We start from the raw sequence: 17,676 nt of genomic DNA on the forward strand, positions 1-17,676 counted from the left end.
GAACCAGCCCCGCCCTACCAACGCCCTACCCGATCGCCAATCCCGCGTCGGCCAGCGAGCGCCGCAGCCCGAGCTTCGGATACGCGCGATCGACCGCGCGCACGTCGGCGCGCGTTTCCTCGATGATCCAGTCGCGCACGTCGGCCGCGGCCGGGCGCAGCGCGCGGCTCTCCGGCCACACCAGACAGCAGCGCCGGTTCGTGACGATCAGTTCCTCTTCGGCTGGCTGAAGCGCGCCCTCCATCAGCCAGTGCGACACCACGTTCAGCCAGCCGAGCGCGACGCCCTGGCCGAGCAACGCAGCCTGCACGACGATCGCGTAGTCGTTGAAGCTCAGCATGCTCGCGGCGTGCCGCCCGTGTGCCGCGAACGTTTCAAAGCGGTCATGCCAGCCGCGCTCGCCGTCGTCCATGACGATCACCGTGTCGCCGTGCGCGCGGCCCGCCTCGGTAGCCGCGATCTCGTCATAGCGCCGGCTGCACACCGGCAGCAACGTCTCCGGCATGACCAGCATGCTGTTCTCGCCGATCTCGTCCTCGCGCCGGAAGCGCATGCCGAGGTCGACGTCGACGAGCGGCCCGCCGATGCGCCCCGAGATCAACTGGAACCGCAAGTCGACGTTCGGGAATGCCTGATTCAGCCGGTTTATGCGCGGCATCAGCCAGTGCGTGGTGAAGGCCGTGGACACCGACAGCGTGACCGACTCCACACCCGTGGCGCGCGCCTCGATCTCGCGGATCGCGCCTTCGATGCCATTGAAGCCCTCGGAAATCTTCCGGTAGAGGATCTTGCCGTTCTCGGTCAGCTCGATGCCGCCACGCACGCGCTCGAACAAACGCACGCCGAGATGGTCTTCCATGCGCGCCAGCATGCGGCTCACGGCCGGCTGGCTCACATATAGCTCCTGCGCCGCGCGCGTGAAGTTGCCGCAGCGCGCGGCAGCTTCGAACACGAACAGCGCATTGGCGCTCGGCAGTTTTTTGCGGAGATTGGGCATGACCTGATGTTATGCCCTCTCCAACAATTTGGGAATTGCCGCCAAAAAGGGCGCGGCCTATATTTTCCCTAACGCAGGCTTCTTCAGCGAGACAGGACGCAATGGACGCACGAGCGAAAACAGGTGTGTCGATCCGATCGGCAGCGAAGCGTTATGGCCAGATGGTGGCCCTCGACGACGTTTCACTCGACATCGCCCCCGGCGAATTCGTCTCGCTGCTCGGCCCTTCGGGTTCGGGCAAGACCACCTGCTCGACATTCTCGGCGGCTTCGTGCAGCCGAGTTCGGGCGCGGTCTGGGTCGGCGAGCGCGACATTACATTTGCGCCGCCGCACAAACGCGATATCGGCATCGTGTTTCAGAACTACGCGCTGTTTCCGCATATGAGCGTCGGCGAGAACGTGGCGTTTCCGTTGCGCGCGCGCCGTCAGCCGAAAGCGACGTGGGCGAAAAAAGTCGCCGACGCGCTCGCGACGGTCGAACTCTCGGGCTACGAAAGCCGCGGCATCGGCCAGCTTTCCGGCGGCCAGCGGCGCACAGATCAGCGTGACGCTCGACCCGCAGGACACGATCGTCGTGCCCGCCTGATTTTCTCCGCCCACGCGTGGGGCACTCCCTCTCCGATTCACCGCACACTGCAAAAGGATGATTTTATGAAGCTCACCGATTTCAAGGTCCTGACGTTCGACGTCGTCGGCACACTCATCGACTTCGAGCGCGGCATGCTCGCCTCGGTGCGACGCATTGGCGGCCCGAAAGCGAATGACCTGACCGACGACCAGATCTTCGAGCCGTACATGCGCGGCCGCGCCAACTATCCGGGCCGTTCGAGCCACGAAATGGCGAACGTCTATCTCTCGCTCGCGAAAGAACTCGGTCTGCCCGACGACGCGCAATCGGCTGCCGCCTTCCAGCGCGACGTGCTCGAATGGCCGGCGTTCGCGGATTCGGTCGCGGCGCTCAAGCGTCTGCGCAAACACTTCCGCCTCGTCGCGATGACCAACGCGGACCGCGTGGCGCTCTCGGCCTACGCGCACACGCTCGGCGATCCGTTCGACGACACCGTCTGCTGCGACGAAACCGGCGTCGCTAAACCGGACCCGCAATTCTTCGCATACAACCGCGGCCGTCAGGCGGCGTTCGGCTACAAGTTCGGCGAAATCCTGCACACCGCGCAAAGCCAGTATCACGACATCGGCGTCGCCACGAAGCTCGGCTACGCGACCTGCTGGATCGAACGACGTCAGAACGTGAAGGGCTTCGGCGCGACGCCCGTGCCGGAAACCGTGACCACGCCGACGTTCAAGTTCGCCACGCTCGCCGCGCTCGCGGATGCCGTCGAAACCGAAGCGCGCCTCGCGGCCTGAGCCAGCCGATGCTCGCGCCGAGGCCGACTGGGTTCGCACGAATCTCGGCGATACCTCGATGACCGTGCAATCGCGTAGCGACATCGAACACGAGACGGGTTCGGATCTCACGGCGGCGACCTCGGCGTATCAGCGCAAACTCGTGCCGTTTCGCAGCGCGATGATCGCCACCGAACGCCTTCCCGCCGAACTCGACGCGCGTCTGATGGTCGAGCGCCGCAGTAGCTGATGGCTAGCTGACGAGGAGTGTCAAAACGGTGTCAAAACGTGTGGAGAAAACCGCATGAATTGCATCGCAAAACGCCGCCCAAAATGTTTTTTGGCAGTCGATTATCATGATTCGATCACCTCACTCGAACGACGCGGTGTTGGATATGACGAATACAGGCAAGGCGTTGATAATCGCGCTGGTTGTGGTGGATGTGGCATTCATTTCTTACCAGCTTCTTGCTAAAAGCGACCGCTCACAGGCAGCGCCAGACGCGGTGACGGCCGACTCCGTCACCACGGCGGCGGTCGATCCGCGAGTGGGCGGCACGAATGTGACCGCGGGCAACGTGGTTCCCACTTCGCCGTCCGCGAACAGTACGGGCGAGATCGCGGGCGCACCGTTGCCGTCTAAAGCGGGTCCCGTCGCCAACGACGCGCAAACAGATGCGCGGCCACAAGGACAGCGGCACAAACAGCCGGGCCGCGCACCCGCATCGGCGCAGACGCGCGAGTCCGTTGCGGCGAAGGCAAACGCAGCGCAGCCGCTCGACCGCGCGCGCGACGATCTGAGCCGGCACGGCTCGAATGCCGTCGCGGCGGCCATGACGGAACAGCTCGTCAGGGAGTCTTCCAAACCCGATCCGTCCTTGCCGCTGCCGTCACCGATGCAAGCCGCGCCGACCAGCCAGGACCACCGCGGTTCGAACCCGGTCGCCGCTGCGATGACGCAGCAACTGGTGAGAGAATCCGCACGCGTCAATCCGGCCTCGCAGGCACCGACATCGAGTAGCACGCCGTAAGATTGCAGTCCGAAATAACTCCCCTAGCCTGTTTGGACGCAGCCATGCTGACAATCGACGACATCCGGACAGTACCGCTCTTTGCAACACTCTCCGAAGACGAACTCGACCATCTCGCGCACACGTGCGCGGACCTGCATCTGTGCGCAGGTGAATTCGCGGTCCATGAAGGCGGCGAGCGTGCACTGTATGTCGTTCTCACCGGCAAGATGGAAGTCATCAAAACGTTCGACGGTGTCGAGCGCACGTTAGGCTGGCGCCTGCCCGGCGCGATCTTCGGTGAAGTGCCGCTTGCACTGAGTTCGCCGTTTCCGGGCGCTTACCGCGCCGCGGAACCGTCGCGTGTCATGCGTGTGGACGCTCAGCGTTATTACGTGCTGGCCGCCGCATCGCCGGACGTGGCGCTCAAGATGGGCGCCCTCGCACGTGAGCGCATCGGCGGATTGCAAGGGCTCTCAGCCGAGCCGCCGAAGCCTCGCGTGACGATGGTCGGCAGCCGCTGGGACGACGCCTGTACAGCGCTGCGGCATTTTCTCGCGCGCAACCAGATCAGCCACGACTGGATGACGCCCGACGCGCCCGAACTGGCGACGCGTTGGCCTGGAACCTGTCCGACAGAGCAGGAGTGCCCGTCGTTGCGTTTGGTCGACGGCACTGTACTGAACCGGCCAGAGACCCGCGAGCTTGCCGGCCTGCTGGGTCTGCAAACGCAGCCTCGCCTCGCCGAATACGACACGATGATCATAGGCGGCGGCCCGGCCGGTCTCGCCGCGGCGGTGTACGGCGCATCGGAAGGTTTGCGCACTATCGTGCTGGAGCGTGAAGCGCCCGGCGGACAAGCCGGCACTTCTTCACGTATCGAGAACTACCTCGGCTTTCCCAACGGTGTCTCCGGAGACGAACTCGCGAGCCGCGCGCTGCAGCAGGCAAGGCGGCTCGGCGCGGAGATTCTGGTGACACGGTCGGTCGACCGGATCGATGTGCAGGAGCGTAGCGTTCACCTCGACGGCGGCGACGTCATCCGGACGCGAACGATCATTCTGGCGACGGGCGTCACGTGGCGGCGTCTCTCGATCGAAGGCTTCGACCGGTTTATCGGTAAGGGTATTTACTATGGCGCGTCGCGCAGCGAAGCGAACGCGACGCATGGACTCGACGTGTATCTGATCGGCGGCGGCAATTCGGCTGGCCAGGCGGCGTTGTACTTTGCGAATCATGCGCGCATGGTGACGCTCGTTCTGCGTGGCGATTCGCTCGACAAGAGCATGTCGCGCTACCTGATCGAGCAACTGCGCGGCAAGTCGAACGTCGCGGTGCAACTGCGATCGGAAATCGTGGGCGCGTATGGCGACACCCATCTGACCGCGATCGACGTGCGCGATGCGGCGAGCACGGAAGTACGCCGGCACGATTGCGGGGCATTGTTCGTGTTCATTGGCGCCGACGCGCAGACCGGGTGGTTACCCGAAGAAATCGCACGCGATGCGCGCGGCTATGTGCTCACCGGCGACGACGTCGTCAAGGCCGGACGCTGGTCACATGACCGGGATCCCTACCTGCTCGAATCCAGTGTGCCCGGCGTGTTTGCCTGCGGTGATGTGCGGCTCAGTCCGGTCAAACGTGTCGCTTCCGCGGTCGGCGAAGGTAGCATGGCAATCGCGTTCGCCCACAAATATCTTCAGCAAGACGCCCGATAGTGCTGGATTCCGCAGCGTGCTTTTGCCCGCTCTCGGAAGCGCGCCGACAGCTGCACGGCACCACCGCCACATTGTCTATTCTTCAGCTGAATACTTAGATTTCCCAATCACCGAGGATTGACTAAAAAACAGGCTTCTATTCGCCCGATTGAAACCCGACCCGCCGGCGCACACTGAGATCGTGCCAATTGCGCAAGGAGCCTGCGATGTCTACCCGCCACGATAAAGATAACGAGTTTGAAATCGGCCTGCCGGCCGCTTCGACGACAGAATGGACCAGCCCGATGCCGGGCGCCGACGCCGAAACGATGCGCGGGTTGCACCTTGCATCGGAAAGCGTGCTGTGCCTCGCGACGCAAACTTACGACGCCGCCGCGCGCGGCGACGCGGCGGGAGCGCAAGCAGCGCGCGCGTCGCTCGAACAGCAACTGGCACTGGCCACGCGCCTGATCGACGAGCTTCTGTTGGACGGCAGCGGCCCGCATACGACACACTGACCGTCCCACGGGCCGGTCAGCATCAATCGCAGTCTCAACATCTGAAAACTGACATGAGCGCTCTGACGGTAATTTTCTGCATCTGGGCCATGGTGGCCTTCTGCGCCATCCTCTTCATTCGCGGCGCCACCGCGCGCGTGGAGCGTCCCACCAAAGCGCCGCAAAAGCGTCCGTCGCGCTTTTCGATCGCGGAGTAGCGGCAAGCAGGCGATCTCGATTCGTTCGCGACAACACGTGCGAATCGTTCGAACGTTCTCATCGGAATAGTCGTACGGCAAAAGCGGCCCGGCAGCCCATCATCACCACAGGTCGCAACGACCGGGCAGCCACCGCAGCATGAATCCGAGCGGCGCTGTGCCGTCCGGTTGTCATCTGCCCTACCCCTTATTCCATGGAGATCGTCATGCTGAAGTTTTACTTCCACCCCTCGCCGAACCCGATGAAAGTCGCGTTGATGCTCGAAGAACTGCAGATCCCGTTCGAACTGATCGCCGTCGACACGTTCAAGGGCGAGCAACATCACCCCGAGTTTCTCCGCATCAACCCGAACGCGAAAGTCCCCGCGATTACCGACGACGGCGTGACCGTGTTCGATTCGCACGCCATCCTGCTGCACCTCGCGGCGAAACACGACCAGTTCCTGCCGGCATCGGCTGACGAACGCGCGCAGGCCTTGTCGTGGCTGATGTTCGTCGCGACCGGACTGTCGCCGTTCTCGGGCCAGGCGGTGCACTTTCTGCATCACGCGCCATCGCCGCTGCCCTATGCGCGCAATCGTTATCTGAAGGAAGTGGAGCGCCACTATCGCGTGCTGGACGAGCGCCTCGCGACGTCCAACTATCTGGCCGGCGATGCTTATTCGGTCGCGGACATCGCGCTGTGGGGCTGGGCTGGCTTCGCCGGCTACATTCTCGGCGAAGCGGGTCTGAGCGCGTATCCGAACGTGAAACGCGTCGTGGACGAAATCTCCGCGCGCCCGGCCGCGGCGCGCGCACAGGCTTTGAAGGACCAGCTGACGCTGAAAGCCGAGTTCGACGAAGAAACCCGCCGCGCGCTATTTCCACAAAACGAAGACGTGGCGGCCTAAGTAAGCGTCTTCCCGTTAGACACGCCGCGCCACGCGCTGCCATCGTGCAGCAATAGCGCGGCGGTCGCGTTAGCGGTCATTTGAGGCCAAGCCGTTTGGCCAGCCGGTTCAGATTCGCCCGATCGAGACCAAGCTCGCGGGCGACGGCCGCCCAGTTCTGGTTGTGGCGCGCCAATGCGTCAAGAACCGTGGTTCGCTCGAACTCGGTGACCGCGCTGCGAAAGTCCTTCGATCCAGCCTCGCCTGTTTCAGCCGGTGCCTGGCTTTTGTCTTGCTCCGGCGCGGCTGACAGCGCGAAGTCGGCAGCGGTCAAGGTCAGGATCCGGCGGCGCTCGCGATTCGCGGCCAGTGCCTTGAGCGCGCTTCGCCCGATCAGGTGTTCGAGTTCACGCACGTTGCCCGGCCACGGATAGCGCAGCAGCATGGCTTGCGCATCCGCCGAAAGACGCAGGCTCAGAAGGCCGAGCCGCGAGCGATTCTCTTCAAGGAAAAACCCCGCCAGCAGCAACACATCGCGCCCGCGTTCGCGCAACGGCGGCACGTGTAACGGATAGACGCTGAGACGATGATAGAAGTCCGCGCGGAACCGCCCTGCGCGCACCTCTTCAGCGAGATCGCGATTCGTAGCGGCGATCAGCCGCACGTCGACCTTGTGTTCGTGGTCCGAGCCGATGCGCTGCAACTGGCCGTTCTGCAAAACCCGCAAAAGCTTGGCCTGCACGAGAAGCGGCAGTTCTCCGACTTCATCGAGAAAAATCGTTCCGCCGTCCGCCAGTTCGAATTTGCCGCGCCGGTCCGACGACGCGCCGGAGAACGCGCCCCGCACATGCCCGAACAGTTCGCTCTCGACGAGCGTATCCGGCAGCGCGGCGCAATTCAGACTGATCAGCGGCTTGTTGGCTCGCGACGAAAGCGCATGAATCGCATTGGCCACGAGTTCCTTGCCGACGCCGGTCTCGCCGGTGATCAGCACCGTCAGATCACTGCCGGCAACGACTTCGATTTCCTTGATCAGATGCGTGTGCGCCTCGCTGCTGCCGATCATCTCGCGCCGGCTCTGGCTGCTCGCCTGCCGGTAGGCCTCCGCGCGGCGCCGCTCCTCTTCGCTGCTGCGCGCCAGCGTATCGATTCGTTCGACGACGCTCACAGTGGCGGCGGCCAGGCTCAGAAACGCCTGCAGCGACGCCATGTCGATGCTGTCGAAACGCGCCGGATCCAGCGCATCGAGCGTGAGCAAACCCCACGGCTGGCCGCGAACAAACAGCGGACAGCCAAGGCAGTCGTGGACTTCGAGATGCCCGGCCACGCCTTGAACGAGCCCATCGTAGGGATCCGGCAAGTCGGAGTCGGCGGCGAAGCGCGTCGGCTCCGGCCGCGACAAAAGCTGCTCGAAGCGCGGATGGTCGCCGACACGAAAGCGCCGGCCCAGCGTATCGCTGCTCAACCCGTCGATGGCGAGAGGCACCAGCGTGTCGCCCTCCAGACGCAACAAAGCGGCTGCGTCGCCGGGAAACAGTGTGCGCAGGCTGCTGAGCAGACGCCGGTAGCGCTCGCGGTCGGACAAGTCGCGCGACAGATCGAGGATCAGCGGCGTCAGGACGTCGAGGAGCACCTCTGCAGTCAGATTGACTCCAGCAGGAGTCTGTTCGACTAAGGTCGAATTGACCATCACCAAGTTCACATCGTTGATTTAACTGCATTTTATACCTGGCACGAAACATGGATAGAGAAGCGCGTCAGTCGAAGCCCGACTCGATCTCAACCAACAACCAGGACTTCCCATGCTTTCCGCCGAACACCGCGCCATCGTCAAAGCCACCGTTCCTCTTCTCGAAAGCGGAGGCGAGGCGCTGACCACGCACTTCTACGACATGCTGATCAGCGAACATCCCGAAGTGCGCCCCATGTTCAACCTCGCCAATCAGGCGAGCGGCGCGCAGCAACGCGCGCTGGCCAACGGCGTGCTGATGTACGCACGTCACATCGATCAACTCGAACAACTTGGCGGGCTGGTCTCGCAGATCATCAACAAGCACGTCGCACTCAATATCCTGCCGGAGCATTATCCGATCGTTGGACAGTGCCTGCTCAGATCCATCCGCGAAGTGCTCGGCGCGGAGATCGCCACCGATGCGGTCATCGAAGCGTGGGCCGCCGCCTATCAACAACTCGCTGATCTGTTGAGCGGACTCGAAGAGAAAATGTATGCCGAGCGTGAAGCGGCGCCGGGCGGCTGGCGCGGCACGCGGCTCTTTCGCGTCGCGCGTAAAGTGCGGGAAAGCGACGAGATCACGTCGTTCTATCTGCGCCCCGACGACAACGGCGAGTTGCTCGCGTTTCATCCGGGGCAATACATCGGCGTGCGGCTCCATATAGACGGCGAAGAAGTGCGCCGCAATTATTCTCTGTCGGCGATGTCGAACGGCCGCGAATACCGTATCAGCGTGAAGCGCGAGCCGAATGGCAAGGTGTCGAACCATCTGCACACGCGCGTCAACGAACACGATACGGTGGAACTGTTTGCGCCGGCCGGGGATTTCAAGCTCGAACACAGCGACAAGCCGCTGGTCCTGATCAGCGGCGGCGTGGGCATCACGCCCACGCTGGCGATGCTGCAAGCCGCGCTGAAGACCGATCGTCCGGTGCACTTCATTCACTCGGCGCGTCACGGCGGCGTGCATGCGTTCCGCGACATGATTGACCAGTTGGCCGCGCGTCATCCGACATTGAAGCGTTTCTATTGCTACGAACAGCGTCGCACGGAAGACGCCAACGCGCACGGCATCGGCTATCTCGACGAAACGCGCCTCGACGCGTGGCTACCCGAAACGCGCGACGTCGATGTCTATTTCCTCGGACCGGTCGCGTTCATGAAGGCCATCAAGAGGCACCTGAAGGCGATCGGCGTACCGGCGTCGCAGAGCCGTTATGAATTTTTCGGTCCGGCTTCCGCATTGGAATAAACCGCGGTTCTGTCTCACGTGCGAACAGCCGGCGCCGGCTGTTCGCACGCAACCGCCGCGTTGCAGTTACGCCCTCAGCAAAGCGTTGCGCTTGTCACCCAGGACATGCTCCTGAAGCGCGCGACCATGGCATCGACCAACTCGCGTTGCGCCTGGGCCAGCGCTATGGTGACTTCTTCGAACCCACTGCCGGGAAGCGTCGTCACATCGACTTTCTCGACGTTGCGCGAGAATGGCAACAGCACCTGCCAGATTGCAGCAATGCGCATACCGTGAAGCGCCGCGCGCACCACGAGCCGATGACGGCCTGAAGCGTGCGCCGACAGCACCTGCAAACCGCTCTCGGAAGATTCACTGGTCATGTCGTTCCCCTATATGTTGGCTGATCCGCGTTTCTCGCGGCATTCAGATGTTTGTCGATTCTTCCACTCTACTAAGACATTTTGACGATGCCGCCCAGCCGTCTCAGCAATGCGTCGGCATGTTCCCGATCGACTCTTGATATCTCGCGCTGATTCAGTATCGCCTCGATCCGTTGACGCCAATAACCCGGCTCATTGACCAGCGACGTGCAAGCCATCGAATCACCTTTTGAAGTGAATCGCTCAAGCGCTGTGACTATCGTTTCAATGTGCGAGAGATCGTTCTTAAAAGAAGCGTGACTTCCCATTGCATTCCCGGCTAACTTTTTAGGCGCCTTCGGATCGCCCCTCGAACGAGTTGGCAAGCAATGCGATACCCATGTCGTATCCGAATCGGCCGATCCGTCCTGCTTGCAGGAAAGCGAAACAACAGCCCTGAAGCGCTTGCCCCAAGGCTGCGTGAGCATTGCAGTTCGCTGATTCGTTTTATTTGGCCCGCGTCGCTGCAGGCACCGGCAACTGGCTGGCCTGTGCCATGGCAATGGCTTGCGCGGTGGCTTTGCGCATCGCGTCGTAGGCAGCGCCTGCGCTGGCAACGGCTGACTTGAACGCGGTGACCGCGAGTTCGGAACCTGTTGGAGCATTGCGTGCAAAGTCGTCGACAACCGTCTGCATTTTTGCGTTGGACTGTGCGAATCGATCTTCGAAGATCTTCAGAAACTCGGCCTGTGCGCCGTTGGCAATGTCGAGCATGTGACTGTTGTACGACAGCAGTTTCTCCGCGACCGGTTGCGCGTTGCTGACCTGATGAACAAACAATTCGACCGGTGTCTTACCGGACATCGCCATCTGCCATGCCTGTTCGCTCTCCGCGAGCGTGGCTCTGGCTGCCTGCAGGTTCAACTTGGCCAGCTCTTCAAAATACTGGAATGTTTGCTGCGCCAACGAAAATGCGACGGCAACATTGGCACTTTGCACGGAGATAAATTGCTCTGGCGTCGAAAAATACACTCTGCACTCCTTCCTTAAACGTTCATTGCTCAGACAAGAGGTATGCGAAACCAGCGGTACGCAAGCTCGAATCGTTCCGCGATGCAGCATTAGACGAAACATTCTAACTTTGTTAAATCGGCACCTGGCGCACTCTTTTGTAGGTAGTTACCCTTGAATGACGGCGTCGTATCGACTGAGGAATGACGACACTCCGATCTTCGAAAGATCAGCGGAATGTTCGCGGCGTCGCCGTACTCGCCGACCCGTCGGAAACAACGCGGAAAGGCACTGTCGGTAAGTAGATTGATCGTGCTATGGGAGCCTGAGCAGATGTGCGATGGACGATCAAATGCACGCGACCGCAATCGTCTATCGCTCGATCGAAAGGACCACTACCGACATTACGGGCTTGCCCGCGGACTCGGGCGCCGTCTATGCGATGATGCCCCACGTCGCCCGACGCCCCGGAGATCATGATGAGCAGCAAATGGTTTTCGAAGTTCTCAAGCTACCTCTCCACGATGACCGGCAGGCCCGCCACCTTTGTTCTGGCCGTCGTCATGGTGATCGTCTGGGCGACCACCGGTCCGCTCTTTCATTACAGCGATACGTGGCAGCCAGTGATCAACACGTCGACCACGATCGTCACGTTCCTGATGGTTTTCCTGATCCAGAACACCCAGAATCGCGACACGGCCGCGATGCAGATCAAGCTCGACGAGTTGATCCGCGCATTGGAAGGGGCTCACAACGCCTTGCTCGATCTTGAAGAACTCGAGGAAAAAGACTTGACCCGCTTCCGCAAACACTACGAAAAACTGGCCGAGGAAGCACGGAGCGCGCTGCGTGCCGGCGGCAACGATACCGATTCGCCCTTCGTCGACAATCGCGATGACGATGATGGTAGCGACGCGCGGCGAAGCGATAAAAATCGCGATGGCAACACGGGAGCGGCGGCGCAACGCGATTAGCCAACGCTTTGTCGGCGACGGATCGGCGCTTTGGATGGGTCGTTTGCGCGTCGTCCGGCTAGAAGCGTGCAACGTCGATCACGGCATCGGCGAATGCTTTCGGCGCTTCCTGCGGCAAGTTGTGTCCGACACCACCGCCGATGTTCCGATGCGCGTACTTGCCGGTGAACTTCTTCGCGTACGCCGCCGGCTCGGGATGCGGTGCGCCGTTCGCGTCCCCTTCCATTGTGATGGTCGGCACGGATATCGTCGGCGCCGCTGCCAGACGCTTCTCGAGGTCGTCGTACTGCGCCTCGCCCTTGACCAGCCCCAGACGCCAGCGATAGTTGTGGATCACCACCGCAACGTAGTCCGGGTTATTGAAGGATTGCGCCGAGCGCTCGAACGTCGCGTCGTCGAAATTCCATTTCGGCGATGCCGTGTGCCAGATCAGCTTGTTGAAGTCGTGCCGGTTCGCTTCATAGCCCGCATAGCCGCGTTCCGTGGCGAAGTAGAACTGATACCACCACGCCTGTTCCGCTTTCGGCGGCAACGGCGTGCGGTTCGCTTCCTGACTGCCGATCAGATAGCCGCTCACCGAGACCATCGCCTTGCATCGCTCAGGCCACAGCGCGGCAATGATATTCACCGTACGCGCACCCCAGTCGAAGCCGCCGAAAATCGCCTTGTCGATCTTCAGCGCGTCCATCAGCGCAATGATGTCGACCGCCACGACAGCCTGCTGGCCGTTGCGCGGCGTATCCGCGGACAGGAAGCGCGTCGTGCCATAACCCCGCAGATACGGCACGATGACCCGATAGCCGGCCGCTGCGAGCAAGGGCGTGACTTCAGCAAAGGCGTAAATATCGTACGGCCAGCCATGCAGCAGGATCACGACCGGTCCGTTCCGCGGACCCGCTTCGGCGTAGCCAATACTGAGCGCGCCGGCGTTGATCTGCTTCAGGTTATCGAACGAGGCGACACGTGTTCCTGAGTTCGTGCTGTTGGACTGCGCGTTGGCAAGCCCGCTCAGTCCCAGTTCCATCAGGCTGAGGCCCGCCACCGTCGTCCCGAGCAGGCGACGACGCCGAATATTGATCTGGTCAGACATGGCTAACTCTCCTTATTCCTTATGTGCGACAACGCTGAATTGAACGGCGCGTCCGCGGGACGCATCGAATGATTGAACCTGAACATCGCGAGGCGCAGCCGGCAGCAACGGCCGTCCGCAAAGCGGAGATTCGTTAGGGCTTGGCGTAAATCGCGCCGAGACCGATCACTTCAGTGTCCGACGCACGCGAGCCCGATGCGGAGCTGCCGCCCATCGCCGGGCCATATGACGACGCCGCCAAGCCGTGCTGGGCACCGAGGCGAGCCTCGGCAGCTTCGATATTCCTTGGGTACTGCGTTTCATCGCTCGCGGGGTTGTAACCGACCTTCTGCAACTCGACGAGTTGCGCGCGAACCTCGGACCGAGTAAGCGGCTGGTTCGTTTGCGCGAACGACAACGCCGGCAGAGCGACGGCAGCGGCGACGATAAGCGATTGAATGAGTTTCATGACTTTCACCTCGAGAAAATGTCTTCCACGCAAACGCCCGTTTGCGTTTCCAGTTTGCATGGCCAGTTCGGCTGGCGTGGAAGCATTAGACCGCGCGGACGTATCTGGCTTATGTCGGCAATGCCCGCTGGTGAAACGTTATGTACCGTGGTACGGCGCAGATACATTGCGATACAAAGCAGTCGGCCCTGGTGAAGTCGCTGGTCGCTTTGAGATTACCGGTCCGAATCGGGTCGCTTCAGCTTGCCAGCACAGGCTGTGGACGCAACTCAAAGCGGGACGGTCACTTACAATACTGTAGATGAACCCCTCTTCAATAGCATCGATGCGAGACGTGCTGACTTCCTGTTTCTGGAGCGGCGACGTCATGCGCAGTCGAAGCGTAAGTGACATCGTGCTGTCAGGCACGGTCGAGGTGCCTGTTCCCCCCGCTCGTGTGCTTGCGGATTGGGACAGGGAGACATCGTCGCGGATGGTCCTCGAACCCGGTGACGTCGAGGTCATGCCGTTGGCGCGAACGCAGATGCGCTGGCCGGACTACATACGCTGCGTGCGGGCCATGTCCGAGTGGACAGGCGCGCTCGGACTGCCCGCGGTGCTCGCCGCCAGCGACATTGCCCTCATGGCCTGCCGCGGCGCGAGGTATCACCATGACGGCGCGCAATACGGCGGTGCGGCCTTTTGCAACCTCTTTCTCAGCGAGGACAAGGGTCTGGATGTGCATTTCCCCGGTACGGGTCATCGCATTCCTCTCAAGCGCGGAACAGCCTTGATATTCGACACGGGCCAGCCTCATGGCGTAATTCAGCGCGGCAGCAGCGGGTTTAACGTCGCCGACTTCGCGCCGGACCGGGATTACACCCAGATATTCCTGACGTGGGAGCTGCCCATTGAAAATGCCCATGTTGCGCGCGCGCTTGAAGTCGCCTTCGACATCGCCCCTTCGACCTCGTTGCAAGCGGATGGAGAGCAAGTCTGCGTGAATGGCGAACAGGCCATCGTGTGCCCGGATTCCGGTCGTTGGTGCCGGGTTGACACGTGAGCGGCCTGAGGACGCGTTCACCAATCGTGTGCGGGTCACACGGGCGATGGGCGATGGGCGTTGAGATGGCGTGGCGCGTTAAGCGGCAACACCTTGCGTGATGGGGGCGGCGCAAACCGCATCGCACTCGTGTGCTGCGGGTGCGATCGTCCTGACCTGCGTGACCATGCTTGCCAGCGGCAAGCGCACCACGAAATCCGAGCCGCGGCCCAGACCGTCGGAAAACGCCTCGACGGTACCGCCATGGCTGGCGACGATGTCGCGGACCACGGCCAATCCTAGTCCATGACCGTTGGCACCCAATGCGCAGCCCGCAAGCCCGCGCTTGTATGGCTTGAAGATGGTGGCGAGCTCGCCCGGCGCGATGCCGATACCCTCGTCGCTCACGCTGATATAGCAGTAACGTCCGGCGCGGGACGCCGTCACCTTGATCGCATCCGCAGGCGCCGAATATTTGAGCGCATTGACCAGCAGGTTGACGAACACCTGGGTCAGCTTGCCAAAGTCGCCTTGCACGTGCAGCGGGGCGTCGCTTGCCGTCAGTTGAATGGGCGCGTGATCGGGCGCACCCGCTTCAGCGACCTGAACACAATGTGCCAGCAGATCGCCGACATCGACCGGCGCGGGATGGGCGGCAGGCTTCCCGGGCGACGAACACGACGACGCGCCCAGCGCGGCCGGTTCAAGCAAACTAGCGAACTCCGCATCGTCCGACGCCATCAATTGCTGGGCCAACTGACCGAGCAAACTGGCTTGCCGCGATAGCAGACGCGCATAGCGCGTCAACTGTTCGTCGTGGCCATACTGGGCGTTCAACAGACGCGCGACCAGACCAAGCGGTGTGATCGCATTGCGGATCTCGTGACCGATCGTTGCTTCTTTCGTTGCTTCGCTACCCTCCGCACGGAAGACTACGTTCTCCGAACGTTGCTCGCTCTGCCGCTGCGCTTGCGCGCGCGAATGCCCGGCGGCCTCGACGCGCGGCGACTCGACTTTCGCATCGTGCAGGCGCTCGATTTCCCGCATCTGCGTCGTGCGAAGTTTTTGCACGCAGTAAGTGCACAGACCGATGATCGGCCGCGCCGCGAGTTTCTCCTTCAATGAAGCTTCGTAGTCGAGCAGCGCAACCCAGTCGGTGGTTTCGTTGCAGACGGCGTCGCCGGCCACTCGCAGTCCTTCGAAGCCTCGCTCGAGCGCGTCGTTGATTGCCGCCGACCACAAGCTCACGGTGGCACCCCCGTTGAAGCCCGTGTTAGGCGAGGAGTAGATCTGCGCGCCGTCGAGAATCTGCAATTGGCCCGCGTCGATATAGTCAGCGAGTCCGGGCGCCGTTTGCGCGAGCATATATCGGGCTTTGTCGGGTCCGAGCAACGCGGGCGCGACCCACACGGCCGCTTCGCGATTCACGAGTCCGGCATGAAGGAAGTCCGCAGTGACGCTGAGCAATTCGCTACGCGATTCGTAGAAGTGACACAGATGCGAGCCCCAGGAGATGGCTCCAAGCGCGGGAAAACCGCTTTGACGAGTACCGGTGGTCATCGTTTCCCTGAAAGTGCGTGGGTCAAGAACCACAGTCGCGCCAGGTTTGACGATGTCCTGCGCGCTCGAATAGGAATCTCACGGCACCTTCCGCGTCGCTCCGGCGCTCCTGAAGAACAGCAAGCGAAACTGCCGCGCTGGTGCTCGATATTTGGGATTCAACAGGATTCGAAAAGTACGCGAGGGGAGATTCTGAATGAATAGATGTTTTCCCTAGGCATGCTTTTTGACGCGAATTAACGCGTTAGTCACATACGCGTCGATCTCGATCGCTAGAGAGGCGCGCGGACGTGTGCTCATCCAGGCGCTCGTGTCGGTCGGAAAGTGCGAAGGCGGCTATGCGCTCGCTACAAGCAGTTCCTCTGCATTGTTTGGCGGGCGCAGATCATCTGTTCTGTCCGCGAAATAACCAGGTGCTCGATGAAGCGAGCCCGCGCCACGATCGAGGCGCGAAATGGGCGCGTGAACTGCGGGTCCATATCTCCGCGGTCACGCCAGTCGTCGCCTGGGGCCAGCAGCTTAAGGCCGATCTCGTCTTCCAGCACATGAGGCGCAGAGTCGGACTCGACATGCAGCGCGCGCCACAACGCGACGCTCGCTGCTGTACTGTCCGGCGCGACGTCTCGCTTGTCGTTCATGACTTTCCATCCTGTTGGTTCGTCCTTGGCCCTGCTCGCCATCGCACGGAATCACTCGGCGCGATCCCGCAGCCCACGACGGGCTATGATGGAGAAGTGGGCGGGATCAGCCGATGACGAGGGGGACAGCGTGTCACAGACAAGCCCTGATCGCAAGACGACGTTCAGCAAACGCCTCATGTGGTTCGTTGGATTGTGGCTGCTTGGAGTCGCTGGGGCAGTGCTACTCGCGCTACCGTTTCGTCTTCTGATCGCCGCAGCTATGCACTATCAGCATTGAGACGCTCTTCGCCGGTGGCAGACCCGCTGATACCTGGTCCCTGCTTCAGGGCCGATCGAGCATTTTTGGCAACTGTCCGAGTTGTCGAAACAGCGATAGCCAGTCCTCAAGGTGCCATGTTTTTTCGATCAGATTTCCACGCATCTGATGGAAAGAGTGGATCGCGAATCTCACGTGCCTGGAACTTGCGTCAATGCCGAGCAGCTCGCCAGTTTGCGTGCCGCTGATCTCCGCGCGAACACCTATCCGGTTTCCATGAACCAGCAAGTCAAGAATTTCGACTTTCATGTCCGGAAGCGCGGTCGCAATGTCATGGAACACCTGGACCATTTGGCCGGGTCCGCGGGTGGCCCCGCGAGGCTCCGGAATGTACTGCCAGTCAGGGGTGACAACCTTCGCCAATAACTCGACGCTTTTCTGCTCAAACGCTCGATAGAGGCCTTCAACCGCTTCACGAGCGGCAACTTCGTCGATACCAGAGGTCATGATCTGTTGCTCCTGAAGGTGCAAGTCACCACGTCATGTTAGACCGAATCATCTCAAGCAGCTTCAGTGAGTGGCCGAATCGAAACGCGTCCCGAAGCAGGCGCACAGTTTCCACAAACCACCTGCTCGGTATAACATCTGTGGGCGCGATTGACGACAAACGCGCAGTCGCAACGACATAGGTTCTACTGCTGTCGGAACCCGTAACGG

The 17,676-nt window shown here is 61.6% G+C and carries 18 protein-coding genes and 3 pseudogenes; 11 read left to right on the forward strand and 10 right to left on the reverse strand.

Annotated features, from left to right (window positions below):
* Window positions 1-25: 25 nt before the first annotated feature.
* Entirely contained in the window at window positions 26-997 is a 972-nt protein-coding gene (locus RI103_RS29995; protein WP_310816265.1) for a LysR substrate-binding domain-containing protein, read from the reverse strand.
* Window positions 998-1,025: 28 nt separating this feature from the next.
* Between RI103_RS29995 and RI103_RS30000 the strand changes: the two are divergent.
* The 8 genes and pseudogenes from RI103_RS30000 to RI103_RS30035 form a co-directional block, all read left to right on the forward strand.
* A pseudogene (locus RI103_RS30000) lies at window positions 1,026-1,472 on the forward strand (ATP-binding cassette domain-containing protein); the annotation flags it as partial.
* Between the two features lie 177 nt (window positions 1,473-1,649).
* A complete protein-coding gene (locus tag RI103_RS30005) occupies window positions 1,650-2,363 on the forward strand; it encodes an HAD-IA family hydrolase (protein ID WP_310818606.1) in 714 nt (237 codons plus the stop codon).
* A 16-nt stretch (window positions 2,364-2,379) separates the two neighbouring features.
* A pseudogene (locus RI103_RS30010) lies at window positions 2,380-2,586 on the forward strand (FAD-dependent oxidoreductase); the annotation flags it as partial.
* 151 nt (window positions 2,587-2,737) lie between these two features.
* Window positions 2,738-3,373: a hypothetical protein gene (locus RI103_RS30015; RefSeq protein WP_310816267.1), complete on the forward strand. Its 636-nt coding sequence runs from the start codon at window positions 2,738-2,740 to the stop codon at window positions 3,371-3,373.
* A gap of 44 nt (window positions 3,374-3,417) precedes the next feature.
* Complete coding sequence (locus tag RI103_RS30020; protein WP_310816268.1) at window positions 3,418-5,070, forward strand: FAD-dependent oxidoreductase; 1,653 nt, start codon at window positions 3,418-3,420, stop codon at window positions 5,068-5,070.
* A 206-nt stretch (window positions 5,071-5,276) separates the two neighbouring features.
* Window positions 5,277-5,567: a hypothetical protein gene (locus tag RI103_RS30025; protein WP_310816269.1), complete on the forward strand. Its 291-nt coding sequence runs from the start codon at window positions 5,277-5,279 to the stop codon at window positions 5,565-5,567.
* 53 nt (window positions 5,568-5,620) lie between these two features.
* A complete protein-coding gene (locus RI103_RS30030) occupies window positions 5,621-5,764 on the forward strand; it encodes a hypothetical protein (RefSeq protein ID WP_310816270.1) in 144 nt (47 codons plus the stop codon).
* Between the two features lie 206 nt (window positions 5,765-5,970).
* Window positions 5,971-6,654 (forward strand): glutathione S-transferase N-terminal domain-containing protein, encoded by a 684-nt coding sequence (locus RI103_RS30035; RefSeq protein ID WP_310816271.1) that lies wholly within the window; start codon window positions 5,971-5,973, stop codon window positions 6,652-6,654.
* A 76-nt stretch (window positions 6,655-6,730) separates the two neighbouring features.
* Here the strand turns inward: RI103_RS30035 and norR are convergent, their stop codons facing one another.
* Window positions 6,731-8,323, reverse strand: a complete 1,593-nt coding sequence (gene norR / locus RI103_RS30040; RefSeq protein ID WP_310816273.1) for a nitric oxide reductase transcriptional regulator NorR — start codon at window positions 8,321-8,323, stop codon at window positions 6,731-6,733.
* Between the two features lie 112 nt (window positions 8,324-8,435).
* On the opposite strand from norR, the gene hmpA reads away from it, so the two are divergent.
* Window positions 8,436-9,617 (forward strand): NO-inducible flavohemoprotein, encoded by a 1,182-nt coding sequence (gene hmpA / locus RI103_RS30045; RefSeq protein WP_310816275.1) that lies wholly within the window; start codon window positions 8,436-8,438, stop codon window positions 9,615-9,617.
* A gap of 74 nt (window positions 9,618-9,691) precedes the next feature.
* Here hmpA and RI103_RS30050 read toward each other — a convergent pair whose 3' ends face one another.
* From RI103_RS30050 to RI103_RS30060, 3 genes are all read right to left on the reverse strand, one after another.
* Window positions 9,692-9,979, reverse strand: a complete 288-nt coding sequence (locus RI103_RS30050; protein ID WP_310816277.1) for a hypothetical protein — start codon at window positions 9,977-9,979, stop codon at window positions 9,692-9,694.
* Between the two features lie 71 nt (window positions 9,980-10,050).
* A complete protein-coding gene (locus tag RI103_RS30055; protein ID WP_310816278.1) occupies window positions 10,051-10,446 on the reverse strand; it encodes a hypothetical protein in 396 nt (131 codons plus the stop codon).
* 19 nt (window positions 10,447-10,465) lie between these two features.
* Window positions 10,466-10,990 carry a phasin family protein gene (locus tag RI103_RS30060; protein ID WP_310816279.1) on the reverse strand — a complete coding sequence of 175 codons (525 nt, stop codon included), beginning with the start codon at window positions 10,988-10,990 and terminating at the stop codon, window positions 10,466-10,468.
* A gap of 455 nt (window positions 10,991-11,445) precedes the next feature.
* Here RI103_RS30060 and RI103_RS30065 point away from each other — a divergent pair, with 455 nt between their 5' ends.
* Window positions 11,446-11,943 (forward strand): low affinity iron permease family protein, encoded by a 498-nt coding sequence (locus RI103_RS30065; RefSeq protein WP_409077003.1) that lies wholly within the window; start codon window positions 11,446-11,448, stop codon window positions 11,941-11,943.
* A 58-nt stretch (window positions 11,944-12,001) separates the two neighbouring features.
* Here RI103_RS30065 and RI103_RS30070 read toward each other — a convergent pair whose 3' ends face one another.
* Together RI103_RS30070 and RI103_RS30075 are read right to left on the reverse strand one after the other, a co-directional pair.
* A complete protein-coding gene (locus RI103_RS30070) occupies window positions 12,002-13,033 on the reverse strand; it encodes an alpha/beta hydrolase (protein WP_310816280.1) in 1,032 nt (343 codons plus the stop codon).
* A 133-nt stretch (window positions 13,034-13,166) separates the two neighbouring features.
* On the reverse strand, window positions 13,167-13,481 hold the full coding sequence (locus RI103_RS30075; RefSeq protein ID WP_310816282.1) for a DUF4148 domain-containing protein: 315 nt from the start codon (window positions 13,479-13,481) through the stop codon (window positions 13,167-13,169).
* Between the two features lie 325 nt (window positions 13,482-13,806).
* Between RI103_RS30075 and RI103_RS30080 the strand changes: the two genes are divergently transcribed.
* Window positions 13,807-14,523 (forward strand): hypothetical protein, encoded by a 717-nt coding sequence (locus RI103_RS30080; RefSeq protein WP_310816283.1) that lies wholly within the window; start codon window positions 13,807-13,809, stop codon window positions 14,521-14,523.
* Window positions 14,524-14,601: 78 nt separating this feature from the next.
* Here the strand turns inward: RI103_RS30080 and RI103_RS30085 are convergent, their stop codons facing one another.
* From RI103_RS30085 to RI103_RS30095, 3 genes and pseudogenes are all read right to left on the reverse strand, one after another.
* Entirely contained in the window at window positions 14,602-16,062 is a 1,461-nt protein-coding gene (locus RI103_RS30085) for an MEDS domain-containing protein (protein ID WP_310816284.1), read from the reverse strand.
* 398 nt (window positions 16,063-16,460) lie between these two features.
* Window positions 16,461-16,700, reverse strand: a pseudogene (locus tag RI103_RS30090) (class I SAM-dependent methyltransferase); the annotation flags it as partial.
* A gap of 325 nt (window positions 16,701-17,025) precedes the next feature.
* On the reverse strand, window positions 17,026-17,466 hold the full coding sequence (locus tag RI103_RS30095; RefSeq protein WP_310816286.1) for an ester cyclase: 441 nt from the start codon (window positions 17,464-17,466) through the stop codon (window positions 17,026-17,028).
* Window positions 17,467-17,676: the final 210 nt, after the last annotated feature.

The organism is Paraburkholderia sp. FT54 (assembly GCF_031585635.1).
GTDB lineage: Bacteria > Pseudomonadota > Gammaproteobacteria > Burkholderiales > Burkholderiaceae > Paraburkholderia.